The sequence below is a fragment of the Kribbella solani genome (genome assembly GCF_014205295.1).
Lineage (GTDB): Bacteria > Actinomycetota > Actinomycetes > Propionibacteriales > Kribbellaceae > Kribbella > Kribbella solani.
In genome coordinates this window covers 3,627,605-3,648,350 of sequence record NZ_JACHNF010000001.1, presented here as the reverse complement: position 1 = coordinate 3,648,350, position 20,746 = coordinate 3,627,605, and the positions used below count along the sequence as shown (strand labels likewise).

Genomic DNA, 20,746 nt, shown 5'->3' with positions numbered 1-20,746 from the left:
CCTTTCCTTTTAGTGCCCGGTGACCGCGCGTCCGGGCAGCGCGGCCAGGTCGAGCTCGCCGTCGCGTACGACCTGCGTGCCGCCGACGAAGAGCTGTGCCACGCCGGTCGACGGTCGCTGCACGGCGTAGTCCGCCCGGTCGGCGAACGTGTCCGGGTCGAAGACGACCAGATCCGCATCGCAATCGACCTGTACGCGGCCCTTGCGCCGCATCGCCGGTGAGACGGAGGCGAGGATCTGGGCCGGCCGGAGCGAGCATCGCCGCACCGCCTCCGGCAGCGTCAGCGCACCGAGTTCGCGGACGATCCAACGGAACACCTTGCCGTAGCAGCCGACCGAGCGCGGGTGCGTCAGCGCGCCGTCCGGCAGCGGCCACTCGTCTCTCGGAAGCGGGACGCCGTGCAGCGACGGGTCCATCGCGTCCGTCGCGATGGCGGTGTCCGGCAGCAGCAGTGAGCGCAGGAGCAGCTCTCTGTCGGCCGGTTTCTTCTCGTCCGCCCAGTGCATGATGACTTCCGCGTCAGGTTCGTCCGCGCGCAAACGGACGAGTTCGTCGACGTCGCGCAGGAAGCGGCCGGTCTTCAAGGCCAGGATCGCGGTCGGGCCGATCCCGATCCGGGACAGGTTCGACGGATCGAGGAAGGCCGCGTCGGCATGCGTGGCACCGGCTCCGTACGGATATGCCTCGGTGGTGATCGCAAGCCCCCGTTCGCGAGCTCGCTCGATGGCCATCACGATCTGGTCGATCTGCCGCGAGGACGTGCTGTTCAGATGGCAGATGTGCATGTGGGCCCCGGTCGCGGCGGCTGCCCCGATGACCTCCAGCATCCCTTCCAGCGAGGAGCCCGGCTCGGCATTCGACAGGTACCGCGTGTGGGTGAACGTCGGTACCGCGTGGGTCTGCGCCAGTTGGGCGAGCGCGAGGTACTCGGCGCGGGTCACTTCCGGGGCGTAGCCGAGCAGGACGCCGATCCCGAGCGCGCCATCGGCGATCTCGGACTCCAGCAGAGCCATCAGTTCATCCACCGGCCGCCCGGTCAGCGGCGCCTGCCAACTGTCGAAGGCAGGCAGCACGGTGCCCAAGGGCAGTTGCTCCCCGGTGACCAGAGCGCAACGCGCCGCGGACCAGCTGGCCGAGAAGCCGTAGTTGATCGGCCGGCTCTCCTGGGCGATGGCGTCCAGCGAGGTCGCTACCGGGAACCGGCCGGCTTCCAGGTCGAGAGCGGTCGTCACCCCGTCGAGCGCTTGCAGCCGCGCGCCCACCAACGACTGGGCGTGGCTGTGCAAGTCGATGAATCCGGGCGCGACGACCAGGCCGGTCGCGTCGATGGTTCTCGCCGCCAGTGGTACCTCTGGCCGGAGCCAGCTGATCCGCCCGCCGGTGATGCCGACCGTACGCACCTCGTCGAGGTTGGTTTCGGGGTCGATCACGCGACCACCGACCAGGGCGAGGTCGACCGGCTCCTCGCCGCCTGGGGAGGCGGTCACGAGGCCTGCCAGGTCCATTGCCCGGCGACCAGGGTGCCGTACATCGGCATCTCCGCCAGTTCGGCCGCGGTGCAGTCGAACGGGTCGAGTTCGGTGATGGCGATGTCCGCCACGTCGCCGACGCCGAGCCGACGCCGAGTACGCACTGTTGCCTTCAGCGCCTGGGCGACCGTCAGCTCCTGCTCGGGGTGCCAGGACGGGCGTTCGTCGCCGGAACGCCGGACAGCGCTCGCGATCGCGTACCAGGGGTCGAGCGGGGAGACCGGGGCATCGGAGCCGAGCAGGAGGTCCGCGCCTGCCGCCGCCAATGAGCCGAAGGCGAACGAGCGCCCGGTCCGGCCGGCCCACAGCCGGTCGGCGGCGTCGCGGTCGTCGAGGGTGTGCCCGGGCTGGATGCTCGCCGTCACGCCGAGCTCGGCGAATCGCTCGAAGTCGGACTCCGAGATCAGCTGGGCATGCTCGATCGTCCCGCGGGCGCCGAGGGTCTCGAAGGCGTCCAGGGCGATGCTGTTGGCGCGGTCGCCGATCGCGTGGATAGCGCAGTCGATGCCATTGCTGGTGGCGCGGTGCATGAGCTCCGTCAGCCGCTCGGGCTCGGCCAGGAGCAGTCCGCGCGGGTCTTCGGTGATGCCTGGGTATGCGTGGTAGCAGTAAGCGGTGCGGGTGTTGAGCGAGCCGTCGACCCGGGCCTTGAAGGGGCCGAGCGTGACCATGCCGGCGGTCCCGGGCAGGACGTCACCGGTGCGGAGCCCGCGGGCGATGGCATCCTCGAGATGCTCCTCCCAGACGGTGCATTCGACCCGGATCGGATGATGCGCGCCCCCGTACCGGCGGGCCCAGACGTCAAGGTTCGGGGCGAACTCGAAGTCGATCACGCCGACGACACCACGGGCCGCCGCCGCGTCGAGTGCCGCGCGTACCGAAGGGCCGTCCGCCCGGCTCTGCTGCTGCGCGAACTCGGTCGCCGGTTCGGAGGCGCTCTCGCGCAACACGCCGGTCGGCGAGGACTCGAGGTTGAGTACCTTCAGCGCCGCGCTGTTGAGCCAGGCGCAGTGCAGATCGCCGCTGGTCAGGCAGACCGGGGTGGTCGGAGCGACGGCATCGAGGAGGTCACGGTGCGGCAGGTCGGGCCAGAGCGCGTCCCGGAAGCCGTGCCCGACCAGAGGCCGGTCGTTGCCGTCCCGTTGCCGGAGCGCCGCGTCGACCAGGGCGACGGCCTCGGTCGCGGACCGTGCTCCGGACAGGTCGATCCGGTTGCTGCTGGAGACCCATTCGGTGAAATGTACGTGATTGTCCCAGAGCCCCGGGAGCACGAATCGGCCGTCGAGATCGACGGTCGGCGCGGACGGGAGCGGAGCAGAACCCGAAGGCCGCATCGACACGAGCCGGCCGGCCCGGATGACCAGGTCGCGGCTGACGCCATCCTTCGCCGCACCGACGACGAAGGCATTGGTGAGGATCAGATCCGCGGGCAGCGCGGAAGTCGTCGTTGTCATGGCGTCACGATCGCAGCTCCGGGTCCGCGCATCTGTGGACCGATCTACGAACCTGCGGCCCGGATTGGGTAGCTCTCCACGAATCGCCCACCGCCCGGTTCGTTGTTGACTTGCAGCCACGGCAGGTCGACGTACAAGGAGTGACGAGACGGTGGCGAAGCTGATCGGCGTGGAACTGGTGCGGGTGACGATGCCACTCAAGCAGCCCTTCCGGACGTCCTTCGGGTCCGAGACGGCGCGCGACATCCTGCTGCTGCGCTGGGTGCGATCCGACGGCGAGGGCTGGGGCGAATGCGTGGCCGGCCGCGACCCGCTCTATTCGAGCGAGTACACCGACGGTGCCGCGAACGTCATTCGCAGATTCTTGCTGCCGCGGCTGGTCGCCGACGGGGACATCCGGGCCGAGTCGGTTGCCGGCGTGCTGGAGCCGATCAGCGGTCACCGGATGGCCAAGGCCGCGGTCGAAATGGCGGTCCTGGACGCGCAACTCCGGGCCGAGGACCGGCCGTTCGCGGAGTACCTGGGAAGCAGCCGGTCGAGGATTCCCGCGGGCGTCTCGATCGGGATCCAGCCGTCGATCGGGCAGCTGCTCGACACGGTCGGGGGATTCCTCGACGAGGGTTATCCGCGGATCAAGCTGAAGATCGAGCCCGGGTGGGACCTCGAGCCGGTCGCGCGGGTACGGGAGCGCTTCGGGGCCGATGTCCTGTTGCAGGTGGACGCCAACGCGGCCTACCGGCTGAGCGACGCGCGCCACCTGAGCGGGCTGGACGAGTTCGGGCTGCTGCTGATCGAGCAGCCACTGGCCAACGACGATCTGCGGCAGCACGCGGAGCTCGCGCGGCTGATCTCGACCCCGATCTGCCTGGACGAGTCGATCATCTCCGCGGCCGCCGCCGCCGACGCCATCGCGATGCGGGCCGCGCAGGTGATCAACATCAAGCCCGGTCGCGTCGGCGGGTACCTGGAGGCCCGGCGAATCCACGATCTCGCCGCGGCCCACGGCATCGCTGTCTGGTGCGGCGGCATGCTCGAAACCGGGCTGGGCAGAAATGCCAACATCGCGCTCGCGTCCCTGCCCGGCTTCACGCTGCCCGGCGACACGTCGGCGTCCGACCGGTTCTATGCAAACGACATCACTGAGCCGGTCGTACTGCGTGATGGGCATGTCCCGGTGCCGACCGGGCCGGGTCTGGGCGCCGTACCGGATGAGGGGCGGCTGAAGGAATTTACCGTGAGCCGGGAGTGGATCCCGGCGCCATGATTCGGCGAACATGGTCAGGAGGTGATCGTTGATGCCTGACGCTGTCGACGAGCTGTGTGAAGGGCTCCTCCGGCGAGAGCACCTGCCCTCGATCTCGGTCGCGATCGGGGTGGGCGACGCGGTCGTCGACACTCGGTCGTACGGGTTCGCGGACCGAGTCCATCGGATCAGGCCGGCGCGCGACACGGCGTACCTGCTCGCCTCGGTCACCAAGCCGATCACGGCGACAGCTGTGGTGCTGCTGGCCCAGCACGGCCTGCTCGACCTGGATCAGCCGATCGAGGAACTCCTCGGGGGACTGCGGTTGCCGCGTACGCCCGCGGCCGGTGCGGCTCCGACTATCCGGCAGACCCTGAACCACACGGCCGGGCTCGGTACGTACTGGGACTTCTACTATGCCGATCGTGGCGATCGCCGCCCGCCCTTCGCGCAGACGGTCGAGCGGTACGGTCTCCTGTTCCGTCCGGCCGGAAGCGCGTTCGAGTACTCCAACCTCGGTTACGGGCTGTGCGATCAGGTGATCGCGACCGTCACCGGCGAGGACCCCGCGGAGTTCGTCAGGCGCGAGATCTTCCAGGCCGTCGGAGCGTCGACGGGTCGGGTAGGCGCCCGCTATCGGGGCATTGCGCCGCCGGCCCGGCCCTATCCGAAGGAACCCTTCGGTCCGTACCCGGACTTCGACTCCAGTCACCGCGGTGCCTCGCTGGCCTGGTTGTCCGCCGAGGATCTGGTGCGGTTCGGACTTTCGCACTGCGGCACGAACTCCGTACTGACACCCGACAGCATCGAGCAGGCGCATTCCCCGGGCTTGCCGGAGGACAGCAGTGGCGAGAGCTACACGCTCGGCTGGGGCATCCGGCGAAGCGGGAGTACGACGATCTTGTCGCACGGTGGCGATATGGGTGGTGTCGGTGCCGTGCTTGTGATCGTCCCGGAGCACCAGGTCGCGGTGTCCGTACTCATCAACCGAAGCAGCAGCCTGACGTTCGCCCGCGCGGTGTCGAACGCGGTACTCGATTCCCTCGTTCCGGGTTTCACGCCGCCGATTTCCTCCCCGCCGCTATCGCGGGGCCCGCGGCTCGGCGCCGGCGGCTGGTCCGGTGTCATCAGTACATACGAGGGCGACGTACCGCTGTACCTGAAGGTTGACGCCGACGGATCGGTGGACGGCTCGATCGCCGATCAAGCCACCGTGACCGCCGTCGTCGATTCGCCCGGGCCGGACGACGTGTTCGAGGTCAACCTGACCCTGCCACAGCGCATGCCGACCGCGGATTGCGCCAAGAGCGCCGAGACGACGATCTGTCTCGACCTCCAGGAGCACACCGCCACCGGCGCCGCCCGTGCAACCCGCCGCGGCGAACCAGCCGGCCGAATGTCCGACTGCCGCACCCACTGGGTGCAACTGACCCGAACCTGAGCTCGGCTGCCGCCGGTTCGGCGATCAGGTCGGGGTCGCGCTCCCGGTGAGGCATTGTTCGATGATTGGGGCGAACCAGGTGACCAGGTCGTCGACGGTGGCGGAGGCGATGGGTTCGAGGCGGACGTTGTATCTGGCTACCGTCAGGCCCAGGATCTGGGCGTTCACCATGCCGGCGCGGACCTTGGCGTCCGGGGTGTCGAGGAGGTCGGCCAGGCGGGTGGTGATTTCCCGGTCGATGAACTCGCGCAGGAGTGAGCCGGACTCGTTCGGGGGTGCGGCCGGCCAGGCGAGCATGGCGGTCGGGGTGCGGTCGGACTTGTCGAGGTTGCTGACGAGAGTCCGGACGATGCGTTCGCCGATGCCGTCCAAGCCGCCGGTGAAGATCGATTCGATCGCCGGCGGTACCGCGGCGGACAGGTTGACGGCGGCACCGAACAGGCCTTGTTTGCTGCCGAAGAAGTAGAAGACCATCGCCGGGTCGACGCCGGCCTCGGCCGCGACGGCGCGGACCGTGGTGCCCGCGTAGCCGTGCAGCAGGAACTGGGTGCGGGCAGCGTCGAGGATCCGCTGCTTGCTCTCCGCTCCTGAACGCCAGCGGCCGGGCCGGCCCGGAGGTGTCGCTTCCGTCATGGCCAAGACAATACCCGCGGCTTTCTTTTCAGACGGCCTCGATCAGCAGCAGTTCCGAGGTCAGCGCGGACGCGACCGGTACGCGGATTCCGTTGTCGATCAACGCCCCGCCGTCGAGCTCGCGATCCCATCCGGCGGTGTCGTAGCGGATCCGGTACGCGCGGTCGGTACGCAGGCCGCGGGGACGGAAGTGGTACGAGTCGCCTTCGGCTGCTTGCAGCCGGAAGATGCCGGCGTACGCGCGATCGCCGGTCGGGTCGGCGCACTCCCAGACGATCCACTCGCCCGGTTCGGTCTGCCGCTGGATCGGGGTGTGGTGGAACATGCGCGAGGTGGGCAGCAGCGGACGGCAGAAGTCCTTGTACAGCTCGATGCCATGCCGCCAGCGTTCCCAGGTCGCCGGGTTGCGATCCTGTACGGCCGGGAAGCTCGCGCCGAAGTTGAAGTGGCCGAACAGCCGTACGCGGATCAGGAAGTCGATGTCGGACACGCCTTGGGCGCCCCGGCCCGGGTAGGGCTGGCAGAGCTCTGGCGGCAACGTGATCGTGGCGCCGTTGAGGATCCGCGCGGTAGGGGCGGGTGCGAAGTGGTCGGTCACCTGCGTCCAGTGGAATCGCGACATGATGCCCAGATCGGTTCTGCCGCCGCCGGATGAACAGTTCTCCAGCAGCAACTTCGGATACCGTTCGCGGATAGTGTCGAAGACCTTGTAGAGCGCGTCGTAATAGCGCCACAGAATGTTCTCGGTATAACCATCGCGGTCGATTTCGCCGCCCTCACCGACTCGGAGGTTGTAGTCGATCCGGAAACAGTCGAGCTGGTACCGGTCGATGATTTCGGTGATGGTGTTCTCGAAGTACTCCGCCACCTGGGGCTGGGACAGATCGAGATTCGGAATGACCTGCCCGCGCCGGTGCATGAACCATTCCGGCTTGTCCGCAAGGAGTTTGCTGTTGCTGCCGACGCGCTCAGGCTCCACCCACAGACCGGCGCGTAAACCGTTCTCGCGCGCCCGATCGAGGGCGGCGCGGACGCCTTTGGTCAGCAGCGGGCTTTCCTGGTTCCAGTCGCCAAGACCGTCGATCCAATCGCTCGCCGCGTTGCCGAACCAGTTGGCGTCCAGCATGAACAGCTCGGCTCCGAGTTCGGCGGCAAGGTCGATCTCGGCGTAGAGCTGTTCCTCGGTGATCTGGCCTTGCGCGGCGGCCCAGGTGTTGAGCTCGACGAGATGTTGCGCGCCTTGCGGTTGCGGGGGAGCGACACTCGTACGGATGTGCCGGTGGCGCGCCTGGATCGCGGCATCGAGGTCGCCGAACAACGCGCCGACGTGGACCTTGGGCGTCTCGGCCGACTCACCCGGTTCGAGGACGCGGAGTGGCGCCGGGCCTGCAAGAGCAACCTCGACGTACGCACGCGCGTCGCAGCGCGGACGACGCGCCGGCTCGAAGTCGTTGAACAGGGTGATCGACCAGTTTCCCGACCAGGCCAGATCGATGGCGAGCAACTCTCCGGTGGCCTCGTTGCGCAGGAAACACGACGGTGCGCCGAAGCCGGAATGGCCGCGCATGCTTTCGATGCCGGAACGCCCGGCCGGCAGTGGTACCCAGTCGAACGCGCCCTCGTTCGCCCAGGACGAATCGGTCATCCGGCCGAGGGTGAACGCCGAGTGTGGGAGGGCCTGCAGTTCCACGTCGGCCGAGGAGAAGTGCTCCGGCGCGAGTACGCCCTTGTCGCCGGCGCTCCAGGCCAGGCCGGACCACGGTGCCACTTTCGCGATGGCACACGGGCGATCTCCGGTGTTGGTGATGACGAGATGGCGGGTGAAGAACGAGGTGCCGTCGCAGCTGGTGTGAACGTCCACTGCCACTGGCCGCTGCTGATGGCGGAGCGCGACGACCGTGTGTACGCCGTCGGTGTGGGAGCCGGTCCATTCCCAGCGGTCGGTCAGTAGTTGGCCGTCGATCTCGAGCATGAAGGCGTGCTGTCTGGTCCGGAGCGGACGGTCGGAGGTGGCTCCGCCCTGCAGGTCCTGCCAGATCTCCAGGCGCTGCTTGGGCCGTCCCATCGCCGACAGGTGGGCGCCGAGGTACTGACCGTTGATCAGTGCTTCCTGGTAGACGAGCCGGTCGCTGTCGACTCGGAGTACGGGAAAGTCCGGTACCTCCGCGGACGTCGGCGTGATGCCGCTGTGGCTGACTTGCACGTTCAAGCGACTCTCCCTGGTTCGATCGGCGCCACGCTCGCGCGCAGGATTCGCCAGCTCACGTACACGCAGCCGGCCAGCGCGGGCATGGTCAGCAAGGTGCTGGCGATCCCGAGCGGGACCACCTGCTCGGTCAGGTACAGCGGGACCATCACGGCCGCACCGATGACGAACTTCGCCAGGAAGACCGCGGTACACAGCTGGTAGCGCCGTCGGCTCGCACGATCCCGCCGCCAGCCGAACCGGTCGCCGCGCGCCGCTCCCACTGCCACGCCGATCAGCGGTAGTCCCACCAGCATGGACGCCAGGAACACTGCGCCGCCGACGATGCTGGCGAGTACGCCGGTGAGGTAGAAGTTGACGGCCTGCCCGCTGCTCCCGGCCATGAACGAGGACACTCCGACCGTGAACAACCCGCCTGCGGCCTGCCAGTACTTGCGGTCGGTCCAGACCCGGGCCACCGCGAAGATGCACACGGCACCGACCGCGATCAGCGCGGAGACCACGACGTTCGCGGTGATCAGGTAGGCGACCAGGAACACCGCCCGGGACGCGATGGCTTCCGCGAGCGTACGCCAGCCACCCAACGCACTGAACAAGGACAACGACTGCTGCGTCAACAGATTGAAGTTCATCCGCCCGACCCCCGCGACACCACTGCTGCCTCCGCCGGGCGGGATGCGGCGGGGGTGGTGAAGTTTTCGTGGCGCATCACGTCTTCGTAGGTGGCGATCGCGGCGTGCAATTCCTTCTCGCCGCGCGCGGCCTGCACCAGTTGAGCGCAGAGCCGGTGCGCGTCCTGCATCGCGAGGTTGCCGCCGAAGCCAGGGGTTACATGGATGGCGTCGCCGATCAGTGTCACCGAACCGGCCGGCCAGACCGGTGGTGGCGGGATCATCCCGTTCCGCAGTACCACTGTGCGGTCCGGCCACGCCGAGTCGACGAGCGTCCGCAATGTCTCCGGCAGGCCGGAGACCAATTCCTGCGCCTGACCCCAGACAGCGGCGGGTGATTCGGCCGTACCGAGTTGCTCTTCCGTCACCGGCAGCGCCCACATCACGTAGTCCTCGGCGTCGGCGACCGCGCGGGAGTCCAGGCCGGGCAGGCACTCCGTACGCGCCGCGACCGGCGGCTGCGTGAACCGCAGTATGCCCATCGCCATCATCGTCCCGCGCACCTGCGCCCGGGCCGCGCTGTGACCGATCAGCTCGGGCAGACCAGTACCGACCACGCGCCGCAGTGGCGTCGCGCCCATCACCATGCGCTTTCCGGTGTCGACGACCTGCACATGCGGCAGGTACTGGCGTCGGACCGCCGAGCCGATCCCGTCCGCGCCGACCAGTACGTCCGCGACCTCCGTACGCCCATCGGCGGACCACGCCCGGACAGTGCCGTCGGCAAGCTGCTGGAACCGAGCGAACGGCGCCCCGAACCGCACCGTGTCCTCCAGCCCGGTCAGCATCACCGCCCGCAGCAACGGCCGGTCGACCTGCCGGCCGGGCCGAGCCGGCCCTTTCGTCCCGTCGAGCGACTGGCTCCGCTCGACCGTGAGCTCGCCGTCCGTTTCGGACAAGGTCAGAGCTTGCTCGCGCGGTCCGCCCATGGTGGCCTCGACCATCGCGACGTGCCCCGGCGGCAGGCACGCGCGCAGCGCCGTCATGCCCCGGTCGTCGAAATGCATGCTGACGCCTTGCGGGCGGCCGCGGGGTTCTTCCCGCTCGTAGACCACGACGTCGATCCCCGCGCGGCGCAGACCTTGGGCCAGCGTCAACCCGCCGAGTCCGGCCCCGACCACGATCACTCTCATCGGCCCCACACCTTTCTTCATCACTTGATGAAGTTAACGGTACAGGCGTCCGCGAGTAAACCCCATCGCTCGATGAAGAAATGCCGGTTACGCGCGTCCCTTGGCCAGGGCGGTGAAGATCGTCAGCGCGTCCGAGAGCGCGGCGACGTCATGCGTACGGATGAAGTCCGCGCCTTGGCCGGCCGCGTACAGCTCCGCGGCCAGGGTCGCCGGCCCGATGTCGGCGAGGTCCTTGCCAGTCAGCGTGCGAAGGAACGACTTCCGGGAAGGTGAGACCAGGACCGGCAGGCCGTAGCCGGCCTTCAGGTCCGCGAGCCCGGCCAGCACCATGATCGACGGCTCGGGCGCGCTGCTGAGGAAGTAGCCGAGCCCGGGATCGACGACCAGGCGGTCGCGACTGATGCCGGCTGCTTGCAGCGCGTCGAGCCGGTCGCGGAAGAAGCGGTCGATCCCTTGTTGTACGGCCGGCGGGTCGATCCGCACCTTCGTCGCCGGGCCACGGTGCTGGACCGCGTGCATGACGATGAGCGTGCATCCGCTGTCGGCCAGTTCGGCGTACCGTTCCGGGTCCGGGAAGCCGTGGATGTCGTTGAGATAGGTGGCGCCATGGGCCGCGGCGTACAACTGCGTCTCGGGTGCGTACGAGTCGATCGACACCGGAACGCGGGCAGTCACCAACTCGTCCAGTACGTCGGCCAAACGGCGGATCTCCGCGTCGACGCTGACCCGTTCGGCGCCTGGATGACTCGCGGCCGCCCCGAGTTCGATGATGTCCGCGCCGGCCGCGAGCAATCGCCACGCCTGCGCCAGCGCATCCTCGGTTGCCAGGAACCGGCCGCCGTCGGAGAACGAGTCGGCGGTGACGTTGACGATCCCGACCAGCCGGGGCCGTACCGTCGACAGTGCCGAAGGAGTGAAGTCATACACCACGCTGTGCCTCCCAGAGAATGTCCCAGAGGCCCAGGCGCGCGGCACAGCGTCAGCTGACGGGGTCGCTCCACGATGGTGACCCATCCAGACGCCAGTCACGACCCACCCGACACCTTACCGGCCGGCAAGCGAACCCGGTGGTGCTCGGTGCGGGCCTGGATGGGCTGCTTATGCTGAACCGCATGACCACGAGCAACGCCGCCGGCCCGCAGGATGTCGACCCGGCGATCCGCGCCGAGCTGGACCGGCTGCGCGACAGCATCGACAACCTCGACGCGGCTCTCGTCCACATCCTGGCCGAACGCTTCAAGTACACCCAGCAGGTCGGCCACCTCAAGGCCGTACACGCCCTGCCACCGGCCGACCCGGCCCGCGAAGCCGGCCAGATCACTCGCCTGCGCGCCCTCGCCGAAACCGCCAAACTCGACCCGGTCTTCGCCGAGAAGCTCCTCGGCTTCATCATCAGCGAGGTAATCCGCCACCACGAGCAGATCGCCGAAGCCACCAAACCCTGATCGGCGGTCGCGACGCTCTCTTGGCGCCCAGGTCGGCTGTCAGCGGTCGATGACTGTAACTGTTAGTGCACGGTTGGTGGCGGTTCGGATGCGAATTGAGCCTTTTCGCTGCCAGGATGTTCGCCGGAGCCGATCCGCCCGGGCGGCCGGAACATCGTTGCGAGGAGTACGACGTGGCTGTCGATGAGTTGTCCGCGGGGCTGAAAGGCCGCCACGTCACGATGATCAGCATCGCCGGCGTGATCGGCGCCGGCCTGTTCGTCGGGTCCGGTACGGCGATCAGCAAAGCCGGTCCCGGCGTACTCATCGCGTACGCCTTCGCGGGGACGCTCGTCGTCCTGGTGATGCGGATGCTCGGCGAGATGGCCGCGGCGAACCCGGACACCGGCTCGTTCTCGGTGTACGCCGACCGCGCGATCGGGTCCTGGGCCGGCTTCACGGTCGGCTGGCTGTACTGGTGGTTCTGGGTGCTGGTGATTCCGGTCGAGGCGACCGCGGCGGCGGCGATCCTGGAGGGCTGGACCGGCGTACCGAAGTGGGTCTGGGCGCTCGCGGTGACGCTGGGTCTGACCCTGACGAACCTGTTCAGCGTCGCGAACTACGGCGAGTTCGAGTTCTGGTTCGCCCTGCTCAAGGTGATCGCGATCATCGGGTTCATCGGGATCGGCGTACTGGCCGTGCTGGGCGTGTTCGGTTCGGACCACAGCGGGATCCAGCATCTGTGGGACACCGGAGGTTTCCTGCCGAACGGGTTCGGCGCGGTCGTGGCCGCGGTCCTGGTGACGATGTTCAGCTTCATGGGTACCGAGATCGTGACGATCGCCGCCGCCGAGTCCGACCACCCGGACGAGCAGGTCGGCAAGGCGACCCGTTCGGTGATTTGGCGGATCGCGTTGTTCTACCTCGCGTCCATCCTGCTCGTCGTCGTGATCGTGCCGTGGAACGAGCCCGGCCTGGCCACCAACGGTTCCTACCAGACCGCGCTGCAGGCACTCGGCGTACCCGGCGCGACGGTCATCGTCGACCTGGTCGTGCTGGTAGCCGTGGCGAGCTGCCTGAACTCGGCGCTGTACACCGCGTCCCGGATGATCTACTCACTCGGCAAACGCGGCCAGGCGCCGGCGATCGTCGTCCAGACCACCTCCCGCGGCGTACCGCGCGGTGCCGTCCTCGCGTCCACTGCGGTCGGCTTCCTGGCCGTGATCTGCAACTACCTCTTCCCCGAAAAGGTCTTCGGCGTACTCCTGGCCACCTCCGGCGCGATCGCGCTGCTCGTCTACTTCGTCATCGCGGTCTCCCAGCTCCGCCTCCGCGCCAAGTTCGACAGCTCAGGCACCCCGCTGCCGGTACGCATGTGGGCCTACCCGTACCTGACCTGGGCGGTGGTCATCGTCATCCCCGTCATGCTCGTCTTCATGGCCACCCAATCCGACCAGCGCCTGAACCTCGGCGCCACCGCGGTCATCGCCCTCACCGTCCTCGGCACCGCCCTGCTCACCCGCCGCAGATCCCGCCGTTCCACCCCCGACAACCACGCAAAGGTCTCGTAGCAGCCACGTCAGTTCATGCATTGTTCATGGATCGAGGTCTGGTAGATGTGTAGACATCTACCAGACTGATGATCATGGCGACTCGAGGCTCGGCGGTCCTGCGGCGCCGGGGAGCAGCGCTGTACGGCGAACTGGCCGGTGATCTCACCGATCGAATCCAGCACGGTGAGTTCGCTCCGGGGGCGAAGTTGCCGCCGGAGAAGGAGCTCGCCGAGGCGTACGGCGTCAATCGGCTGACCGTGCGCCGGGCGCTGTCGGAGCTCGCGCGTTCGAACGTGATCCGGACCGAGCATGGCGTCGGCAGTTTCGTCCGCGAGGCGTCGGTGCGGCATCGGATCGACGACAGTCACGCCGGGCTGGCCGAGAGTATGGCCGCGCGCGGGCTGACCGTCACCCACGAGCTGCTGGAGTCCTCCCGGGTCTGGCTGCGGGATCTGGACGCGGACACCAGAAGCCGGGTGCCTCGCGGTTGGAAACCGCCGCTGGCCCGATTCCGTTTCCGGCGGCTGCTCGACGGTCCGCCGTGGTCGCTGTCGACCGTGCTGATGCCGGTCGGTGTCGCGCCGGCGGACTGGGACGGGGTGAACAGCCTGACGTCGGTGCTCGCCGACCAAGGGCTCCCGGTGATCCGGGCCGAACGTGGATTCTCGGCCGCGGCGGCTGACGACGAGACCGCCCGCTGGCTCGACATCGCGCCGGGTACGCCGGTTCTGGTCGTCAACGGAATCAACACCGACCACCACGGCGTACCCGTGATGTTGCTTCAGCACCACACTCGCGCCGATCGCGCCGAGTACGTCATCCGCTTGACCGAGCAGCTCGAGGGTGAGGAGTGAGTACCCGATGACGAACCGGCAGCGCGTGGTCGTTGCGATGATCGACGGCCTGGACCCGGCGTACGCGACACCGGAGGTGATGCCTGAGCTGGACCGGCTCGGCGCGAACGGTTTGTCGACGGTGGTCGAGGCGATTGCTCCGACCGTCACGAACGCGAACAACGCCGGAATCAGTTGTGCCGCGTGGCCCTCGGAGCACGGCATCACCGGGAACTACTACTACGTCCCGGCGACCGGCGAAGAGGATTACATGGAGAGCGCCGAGCTGCTCCTGCGACCGACGTTGATGACGCAGGTCGCCGACCACGGTGGGAAGGCGGCTTTGCTTACCGCCAAGAAGAAGACGGTCAGTCTGCTCGGTACGAAGACAACGCCGGCCGTCGCGGCGGAGGAACCGCCTGCCGCTTTCGCGGACCGTTACGGCCAGCCGCCCGGAATCTACTCCGCCGGCATCAACCACTGGCTCTGGACCGTGGCCGTGGACGCGGCGCCGGACGCGGCGTTCTTCGCGACGGCGGACCACGGCATGAACTACAAGACGCTGGTGTACGACCTCAACCAGGCACTTGCCAACCGGGACGCACCGGTCCGGCGGGCGCTGTCCGCCGAGAAGGACAAGTACGTGCGTCATCACCGGACGTTCGGTGGTACGGCGTGGATCTGGCTCAACGATCCGCGCGACGAAGGCCGGGTTACCGACGCGCTCAACAAGCTGCCCGGCGTCGAAAGCGTCCTGACCCGCGGCGACGCGGCCGTACGCTTCCATCTGCACCCCGACCGGATCGGTGACCTGGTCGTCCTCGGCGACCCGAACACGGTCTTCGGCGACCTCGCACCGGGGCAGGAGTCGGAGCAACTCCCATCCCACTACAGATCACACGGCAGCCTGCACGAAGTACCCGTCCCATTGGTTGCCCACAACAACGAGTCGCTCCAGTACCGAACCCCACCGAAACACAACAAAGACCTCCTCACCCCACTCCTGACCAACTGGCTGCCCGGCACCCATCACCCGTAGCGCGAGTCCGGATCTTCACAAGCCGGTCCTGAGGCCCGGAAGGGTGGGCTTCCGGGCTTGCAGGTCACCGTGGTTCGGGCGGGTCGTACTAGGTGCTCGACTCGTCCGTGCGGGCGAACTCGGCGATTTCGTGGTCGAGTTCGGCGAGGTCGTCGCCGCCGGCCATTTTGTTGAGTACGTCCTCGCGGGTCGTCTCGTGTTTGGCGACCGTTCCGTAGCTCTGGCCGCGGGTGAGGATGGTGAAGCGGTCGCCCACCGGGAACGCGTGATGGGCGTTGTGGGTGATGAAGACGACCGCCACGCCGCGGTCGCGGGCCTGCGCGATGTAGCGCAGCACCACCCCGGCTTCCTTCACGCCCAGAGCGGACGTGGGCTCGTCGAGGATCAGCACCCGCGCCCCGAAATGCACCGCCCGCGCGATCGCGACGGACTGCCGTTCGCCGCCGGAGAGCGTACCGACCAGCTGGCCGACGTCACGGACCTGGATTCCGATCCGCGCCAGCTCGGCGTGGGCGATGTCGTTCATGGTCCGCATGTCGATGCGCTTGAGTGGACCATGGCCTTTCATCGGTTCGCGGCCGAGGAAGAAGTTCCGGCCGATACTCATCAGCGGGATCATCGACAGGTCCTGGAAAACCGTCGAGACACCTTTGGCCATCGCGTCCCGCGGGCTGTCGAACGTGGTGGGTACGCCGTCGACGCGGAACTCGCCCTGTGAGGGTTTGTGAACCCCGGACAGGATCTTGATCAAGGTGGACTTGCCGGCACCGTTGTCGCCGAGCAGGCAATGCACCTCGCCCGGGTGGATGGCGATCGACACACCGTCCAGGGCGCGTACGGTGCCGAACCACTTGCAGACGTCACGTAATTCGAGAATCGGCTGTTCAGGCAGGCTCATCGTGACTCCAATGCCTTCTTGCGGATCAGGTTGTTGGCCATCACGGCGAGGAGCAGCATCGCCCCGAGGAATGCTTTGAACCAGTCCGGATCCCAGCCCGCGTAGTTGATGCCGAGGCTGGCCATTCCGATCGTGAGCGCGCCGAAGGACGCGCCGACGACCGTGCCGTACCCGCCGGTCAGCAGGCACCCGCCGACGACGGCGGCGATGACCGTCTGCAACTCCTGCTGATCACCTCGCAGCACATCGCCGGAGCCGAACGTCAGCACCTGCATGACACCTACCAGGCAGGCCCCGGCAGCCGTCGCCATGAACAGCACGATGCGTACGCGGTCGACTTTGACGCCACTGTTGCGTGCGGCCGCGATGTCGCCGCCGGTGGCGCAGATCCAGTTCCCGAACCGGCTGCGCAGCATCACCCACGTTGCGAGGGCAGTGATCGCCAGCCACCACAGGATCTCGATCGAGAAGGTGCCGCGGGTCGAGGTCAGGAAGGTCGTCAGGAACGAACCCTGATGGGCATCGTCCAGGCTGACGTTGGTCGAGGCGGTGGTGGCGCGCGAGATGCCGATCGTCAGCCCTCGCAGCAGGAACAGCGTGGCGAGGGTGACGATGAACGACGGCAGGCCGGTCATCACGACCAGGACGCCGTTGCAGAAACCGATCACGAGCGCGAACGCGAACGCGAGCAGAACCGTCGGTGCCACCGGCCAGCCGTAGTGGCCGACCCCGACGGCGACGATCATTCCGGCGGCGCCGATCATCGATCCGACCGACAGGTCGAACTCGCCGGAGATCATCAGCATGGCGACGGGTACGGCGATGATCCCGAGCTCGGCGGCGACCGTGAGCCAGTTACCCATCCCCTCCAGGGCGGAGAAGGAGTTCCCGGCGACGACGGTGAACAGCAGGTACACGCCGAGCGCGCCGGCGACCGCGCCGAGCTCGGGTCTGCGGAGCAGGCCGGCAACGCCGGCGACGGGCCGCCGTTGCGGTAACGGCGTGGTCTTCGAGGGTGTGGTTGTCGTGGAGGTCATCTGTCACCTACCGCAATCCCTGCTTGGACAGTTCGATCGCCGCCTGCGCGTCGGCCTTGGTCACGAAGTTCGGGCCGGCGAGTACCAGACCGGTCGGGCAGATGCCGAGCCGCAGTCGCTGGGCGAGGAACTCGACCGGTAGGTACCCCTGGAGGTACTGCTGCTGATCGATGGCGAAATCCGCCTGGCCGTCGCGGACGGCGGCCAGGATGTCGGGGGAGAGGTCGAAGGTCGCGAACCGGAGTTTGCCGAGCTTGCCGGTCGAGGAGAGTGCCGCCTTGACCGGGTTGAAGATCACCGGACCGAGACCCAGTACGCCGTCGATGCCGGGGTCGGCCTTCAGCGCCGCTTCGATCCGGCGCTGGGTTCCGGTCGGGTCGCCTTGGCTCACCACTACCTGCTTGGCCTTCCCGCCGGCCTTGCTGATCGCGCCGGTGAATCCCTGGCAGCGCAGCTCCGCCGATTTGTCGCCTTGACCGTGGTTGATACAGATCGCGTTCTTGACTCCTTCGCCGGCCATCCGCTCGCCGGCCTGGCGCCCGGCGATCTCCTCGGCCTGCCCGACATGGGCGAGGATCCCGAGCTTGGCGAAGAAGGCGTCGCCGGAGTTCAGCGAGATCACCGGAATGCCGCGGGCGACGGCTTTCTTGATCGGGCCGGCGACGGCGTCCGGATCGAGGATGGACACGGCCAGCCCGTCGGGTTTGCGGGCGATCGCCGCCTCGATCAATCGGGCCTGTTCGGCCGGGTCGACCTTCGACGTGGACTGGTAGTCGAACTCGACCTTGAAATCCTTGGCGGCGTCTTCGGCGCCCCGCTTCACCGCGTTCCAGAACGGGTCGCCCGGTGCTCCGTGGGTGACCATGATGATGTGGACCTTCTTGCCACTACTGACCGCGGTGCCCTCGGTGCCGGCCTGCTCCTTCGAGCAGCCGGCGAGGACGGCGGTCGCCAGCACCGGACCTAACAGGGCGGCAATGACCTTGCGCATGTTCTTCTCCTTGGATCGAGCGCTCCCTGGCTTGAGTGCGTCACGACAGATCACTGCGGTGTGCCGCGAAGAACGACCTGCTGCTCTCGATCACGTGGTCGATGTGATCGGCGTTGTGGGCCGCGGTGAGATAGCCGCGGATCATGTAGTGCGGGTGGATGTAGACACCTCGTTCGAGCATCCACCGCTGGTAGTCACGCTGGACTCCGGCGTTTTTGGTCTTGGCGGTTTTGGAGATGTCCCGGTAGGTGCGAGGCGACGAGGCTCCGAAGTGCATACTCCACACCGAGCCGTAGCTCTCGACGCTGACTTGTGCATCGCCCTCGGCGGCGGCTTCGCGAAGTCCGTCCCGCAGGCGTCGCCCGAGCGCGTCCAGCTGGTCGTACAATTCGGGTGTCTCGCTGAGGAACTGCGTGCAGGCGACCGCCGCGGCGACGCTGAGCGTGTGGCCGTAGAACGTGCCGGAGAAGAAGGTGGGTCCGGTGGGGGACAGGTTCTCGAGCAGGTCCCGCCGGCCGGCGAGCACCGAGATCGGCATGCCGTTCGCAACCGCCTTGCCCATGGTGACCAGGTCCGGCACTACGCCGAGCGCCTGCTGCGCGCCACCGGGTGCGACCCGGAATCCGGTGATCACCTCGTCGAAGATCAGGATCGCGCCGACCGCGTCGCACAGCGCGCGGCACTGCTCCAGAAAGCCCGGCTCGGCCAGGACGACGCCGGCGTTGAAGAACATCGGCTCGACGATCACCGCGGCGAGCTCGTCGCGATGCTCCTCGACGATGCGGGTCAGCGATTCGGTGTCGTTGTACTGCACGACCAGGACGTTCTCGCGGGCGGACTGCGCGACGCCGGCGCTCTCGGCGTACGGAACCGGTCGCTCGGCCGGACCGCCTTCGTTCTCGGCGTCGAAGTGCACGCTCCAGTTGAGGTGCTCGTTCCAGCCGTGGTAGTTGCCCTCGAACTTGAGGACCTTCTGCCGCCCGGTCACCGCGCGGGCGAGGCGCAGCGCGTGCAGGGTCGCCTCGCTGCCGGTGCAGCTGAACACCGCCATCTCGGCGCACGGCACCATCTCGACGATCCGCTCGGCGAGCTCGGCCTCCAGCGGATGCGCGGCCGCGAAGGTGACGCCTCGTTCCCGCAGACAGGTTTCCATCGCGGTACGGATCCGCTCGTGGTTGTGACCGAGCAGAACCGCACCGAACGCGCTGTGGAAATCCAGGTAGCGGTTGCCGTCGACGTCCCAGACGTGGGCGCCGTCGGCGCGGTCGATGTAGAGCGGGTACGGATCGTAGATCCGGCCCTGACCGACGACTCCGCCGGGAACGACGGAGCGGGCACGGTCGTAGAGCTCACGGGAGCGAACGCTCCGGACCGGCCAGGAAGAGTAGTCCGGCGATGTCTGCGCGGTGCTGGTCATGCAAACCCCTCAGTTCATGTAAACGGTCACATTGATTGCGTGTGTGAAGCCGAAAGTCGTTGAATTGGGTGGATTGCGTCGAGTGTAAACGGTACCATCAGCTTGTCAAGACATGGCGATGAACAGAGAGACGGTGTGCATGGCGAAGATGGGTCCGCCCTCAGCAACGATCCGGGATGTCGCGCGCCTGAGTGGCGTATCGATCGCCACCGTGACCCGTACGTTCCAGGGCTCGCCGAAGGTGCGGCCGGAAACCAGGGAACGGGTGCTCGCGGCCGCTGCCCAGCTCGGGTACCAGCCGGACGCCGTCGCGCAGGCCCTGGTGACCGGCTCGACGAACACGGTGGGCGTACTGGTGCCGTCGATCCGGGTGCCTTACTGGAGTGAGGTGACGCACGGCATCGAGCAACTGGCCGGAACACATGGCTACTCGGTCGTCGTCGCCAGCTCCGGCGGTGATCCTGACCAGGAGCGCCGGATGCTCGATCTGCTGCTCGGCAAACGCCTCGACGGCGTCATCGTCGGTGGCGCGGCCGGCAACGCGGAGTCGTGGTCAGTGCCCAACCGTCGCACCCCGCTCGTGCTGCTGGAGTGGGACGAGACACCTCGCTGGGATCTCCTTGATTCCTTCAGTACGGGGGCAATCACGAGCCGCACCGTGACGCAGATGACCGACCAACGCGTGCCCGGTCCCTGGGCGGCGAACGTCGTCTACGACGATGTCGCCGGCGGCCGGCTGGTCGCGCGGCATCTTCACCAGCTCGGTCACCGCGAGGTCGCTTTCGTAGCCGGACCACCTGTTCGTACCTGTCTCCTTCGGCTGCTCGGCTTCCGGCAGGCCTTCCAGGAGTCCGGCGTCGACGCCGGGGTCGTGGTCGCGGCCGATGACTCGTTCGATGCCGCCCGGACAGCGGTCAGGGAGTACTTGGCCGGAGCGACACGCCCTACGGCACTTGCCTGCTACAGCGACATGCTGGCCATCGGTGCGATCAAGGCCGCCCGCGACCTCGGCCTCAATGTGCCGGGAGACGTGTCGGTCGTGGGGTACGACGACATCGAGTTCGCCGAGTACGTCGACCCGCCGTTGACGACCCTGCGCAACCCGAAGCAGCAGCTTGGCGAGCTTGCCTTCGACCTGGTCCTCGCCGCGCGCAGCGCCGAGCCCCGCGGCGAACGACACACCCTGGCCGGTTGTCTGATCGAACGTTCCTCGACCTCGGAACCGACCCGAGCGGAGGGCTGA

18 protein-coding genes and 1 riboswitch are annotated in these 20,746 nt (G+C 67.8%); of the genes, 7 read left to right on the top strand and 11 right to left on the bottom strand.

Going from position 1 to position 20,746, the window contains the following annotated elements:
• Positions 1-9: 9 nt before the first annotated feature.
• Complete coding sequence (locus tag HDA44_RS16415) at positions 10-1,488, bottom strand: amidohydrolase family protein (protein ID WP_202887396.1); 1,479 nt, start codon at positions 1,486-1,488, stop codon at positions 10-12.
• Complete coding sequence (locus HDA44_RS16410) at positions 1,485-2,984, bottom strand: amidohydrolase (RefSeq protein ID WP_184835325.1); 1,500 nt, start codon at positions 2,982-2,984, stop codon at positions 1,485-1,487. The genes HDA44_RS16415 and HDA44_RS16410 overlap by 4 nt, the downstream gene beginning before the upstream one ends.
• A gap of 151 nt (positions 2,985-3,135) precedes the next feature.
• Here HDA44_RS16410 and menC point away from each other — a divergent pair, with 151 nt between their 5' ends.
• Both menC and HDA44_RS16400 read left to right on the top strand, forming a co-directional pair.
• Positions 3,136-4,248, top strand: coding sequence for an o-succinylbenzoate synthase (gene menC, locus HDA44_RS16405; protein WP_337906045.1), 1,113 nt, complete (start codon positions 3,136-3,138; stop codon positions 4,246-4,248).
• Between the two features lie 31 nt (positions 4,249-4,279).
• Entirely contained in the window at positions 4,280-5,668 is a 1,389-nt protein-coding gene (locus tag HDA44_RS16400; protein ID WP_184835323.1) for a serine hydrolase domain-containing protein, read from the top strand.
• 24 nt (positions 5,669-5,692) lie between these two features.
• Here the strand turns inward: HDA44_RS16400 and HDA44_RS16395 are convergent, their stop codons facing one another.
• From HDA44_RS16395 to folP, 5 genes are all read right to left on the bottom strand, one after another.
• Positions 5,693-6,301, bottom strand: coding sequence for a TetR/AcrR family transcriptional regulator (locus tag HDA44_RS16395; protein WP_184835321.1), 609 nt, complete (start codon positions 6,299-6,301; stop codon positions 5,693-5,695).
• A 28-nt stretch (positions 6,302-6,329) separates the two neighbouring features.
• Positions 6,330-8,504, bottom strand: coding sequence for an alpha-galactosidase (locus tag HDA44_RS16390; protein WP_337906820.1), 2,175 nt, complete (start codon positions 8,502-8,504; stop codon positions 6,330-6,332).
• A gap of 2 nt (positions 8,505-8,506) precedes the next feature.
• Positions 8,507-9,139: a DUF3159 domain-containing protein gene (locus tag HDA44_RS16385; protein ID WP_184835317.1), complete on the bottom strand. Its 633-nt coding sequence runs from the start codon at positions 9,137-9,139 to the stop codon at positions 8,507-8,509.
• Complete coding sequence (locus HDA44_RS16380; RefSeq protein ID WP_184835315.1) at positions 9,136-10,311, bottom strand: FAD-dependent oxidoreductase; 1,176 nt, start codon at positions 10,309-10,311, stop codon at positions 9,136-9,138. Before HDA44_RS16380 ends, HDA44_RS16385 begins: the two co-directional genes overlap by 4 nt.
• A gap of 87 nt (positions 10,312-10,398) precedes the next feature.
• On the bottom strand, positions 10,399-11,193 hold the full coding sequence (gene folP, locus HDA44_RS16375) for a dihydropteroate synthase (protein WP_238353093.1): 795 nt from the start codon (positions 11,191-11,193) through the stop codon (positions 10,399-10,401).
• A gap of 69 nt (positions 11,194-11,262) precedes the next feature.
• Positions 11,263-11,350, bottom strand: a riboswitch (ZMP/ZTP riboswitch).
• A 73-nt stretch (positions 11,351-11,423) separates the two neighbouring features.
• Here folP and HDA44_RS16370 point away from each other — a divergent pair.
• The 4 genes from HDA44_RS16370 to HDA44_RS16355 all read left to right on the top strand — a co-directional run bounded on the left by HDA44_RS16370 (position 11,424) and on the right by HDA44_RS16355 (position 15,160).
• Positions 11,424-11,756 (top strand): chorismate mutase, encoded by a 333-nt coding sequence (locus HDA44_RS16370; protein WP_184835313.1) that lies wholly within the window; start codon positions 11,424-11,426, stop codon positions 11,754-11,756.
• A gap of 173 nt (positions 11,757-11,929) precedes the next feature.
• Positions 11,930-13,306, top strand: coding sequence for an amino acid permease (locus HDA44_RS16365; RefSeq protein ID WP_202887395.1), 1,377 nt, complete (start codon positions 11,930-11,932; stop codon positions 13,304-13,306).
• Between the two features lie 74 nt (positions 13,307-13,380).
• On the top strand, positions 13,381-14,142 hold the full coding sequence (locus tag HDA44_RS16360) for a GntR family transcriptional regulator (RefSeq protein WP_184835309.1): 762 nt from the start codon (positions 13,381-13,383) through the stop codon (positions 14,140-14,142).
• 7 nt (positions 14,143-14,149) lie between these two features.
• Positions 14,150-15,160, top strand: coding sequence for an alkaline phosphatase family protein (locus tag HDA44_RS16355; protein WP_184835307.1), 1,011 nt, complete (start codon positions 14,150-14,152; stop codon positions 15,158-15,160).
• Between the two features lie 88 nt (positions 15,161-15,248).
• On the opposite strand, the gene HDA44_RS16350 is transcribed toward HDA44_RS16355, so the two are convergent.
• From HDA44_RS16350 to HDA44_RS16335, 4 genes are read right to left on the bottom strand one after another with little or no spacing between them, the layout of a single operon-like run.
• The gene (locus HDA44_RS16350; RefSeq protein WP_184835305.1) at positions 15,249-16,058 is read right to left on the bottom strand and encodes an ATP-binding cassette domain-containing protein; all 810 of its coding nucleotides are present in this window, start codon (positions 16,056-16,058) and stop codon (positions 15,249-15,251) included.
• The gene (locus HDA44_RS16345; protein WP_184835303.1) at positions 16,055-17,095 is read right to left on the bottom strand and encodes an ABC transporter permease; all 1,041 of its coding nucleotides are present in this window, start codon (positions 17,093-17,095) and stop codon (positions 16,055-16,057) included. The genes HDA44_RS16350 and HDA44_RS16345 overlap by 4 nt, the downstream gene beginning before the upstream one ends.
• A 7-nt stretch (positions 17,096-17,102) precedes the next feature.
• Complete coding sequence (locus HDA44_RS16340; protein WP_184835301.1) at positions 17,103-18,086, bottom strand: sugar ABC transporter substrate-binding protein; 984 nt, start codon at positions 18,084-18,086, stop codon at positions 17,103-17,105.
• A 40-nt stretch (positions 18,087-18,126) separates the two neighbouring features.
• Complete coding sequence (locus HDA44_RS16335; protein WP_184835299.1) at positions 18,127-19,503, bottom strand: aspartate aminotransferase family protein; 1,377 nt, start codon at positions 19,501-19,503, stop codon at positions 18,127-18,129.
• A 112-nt stretch (positions 19,504-19,615) separates the two neighbouring features.
• On the opposite strand from HDA44_RS16335, the gene HDA44_RS16330 reads away from it, so the two are divergent.
• Positions 19,616-20,746, top strand: a complete 1,131-nt coding sequence (locus HDA44_RS16330) for a LacI family DNA-binding transcriptional regulator (protein ID WP_184835296.1) — start codon at positions 19,616-19,618, stop codon at positions 20,744-20,746.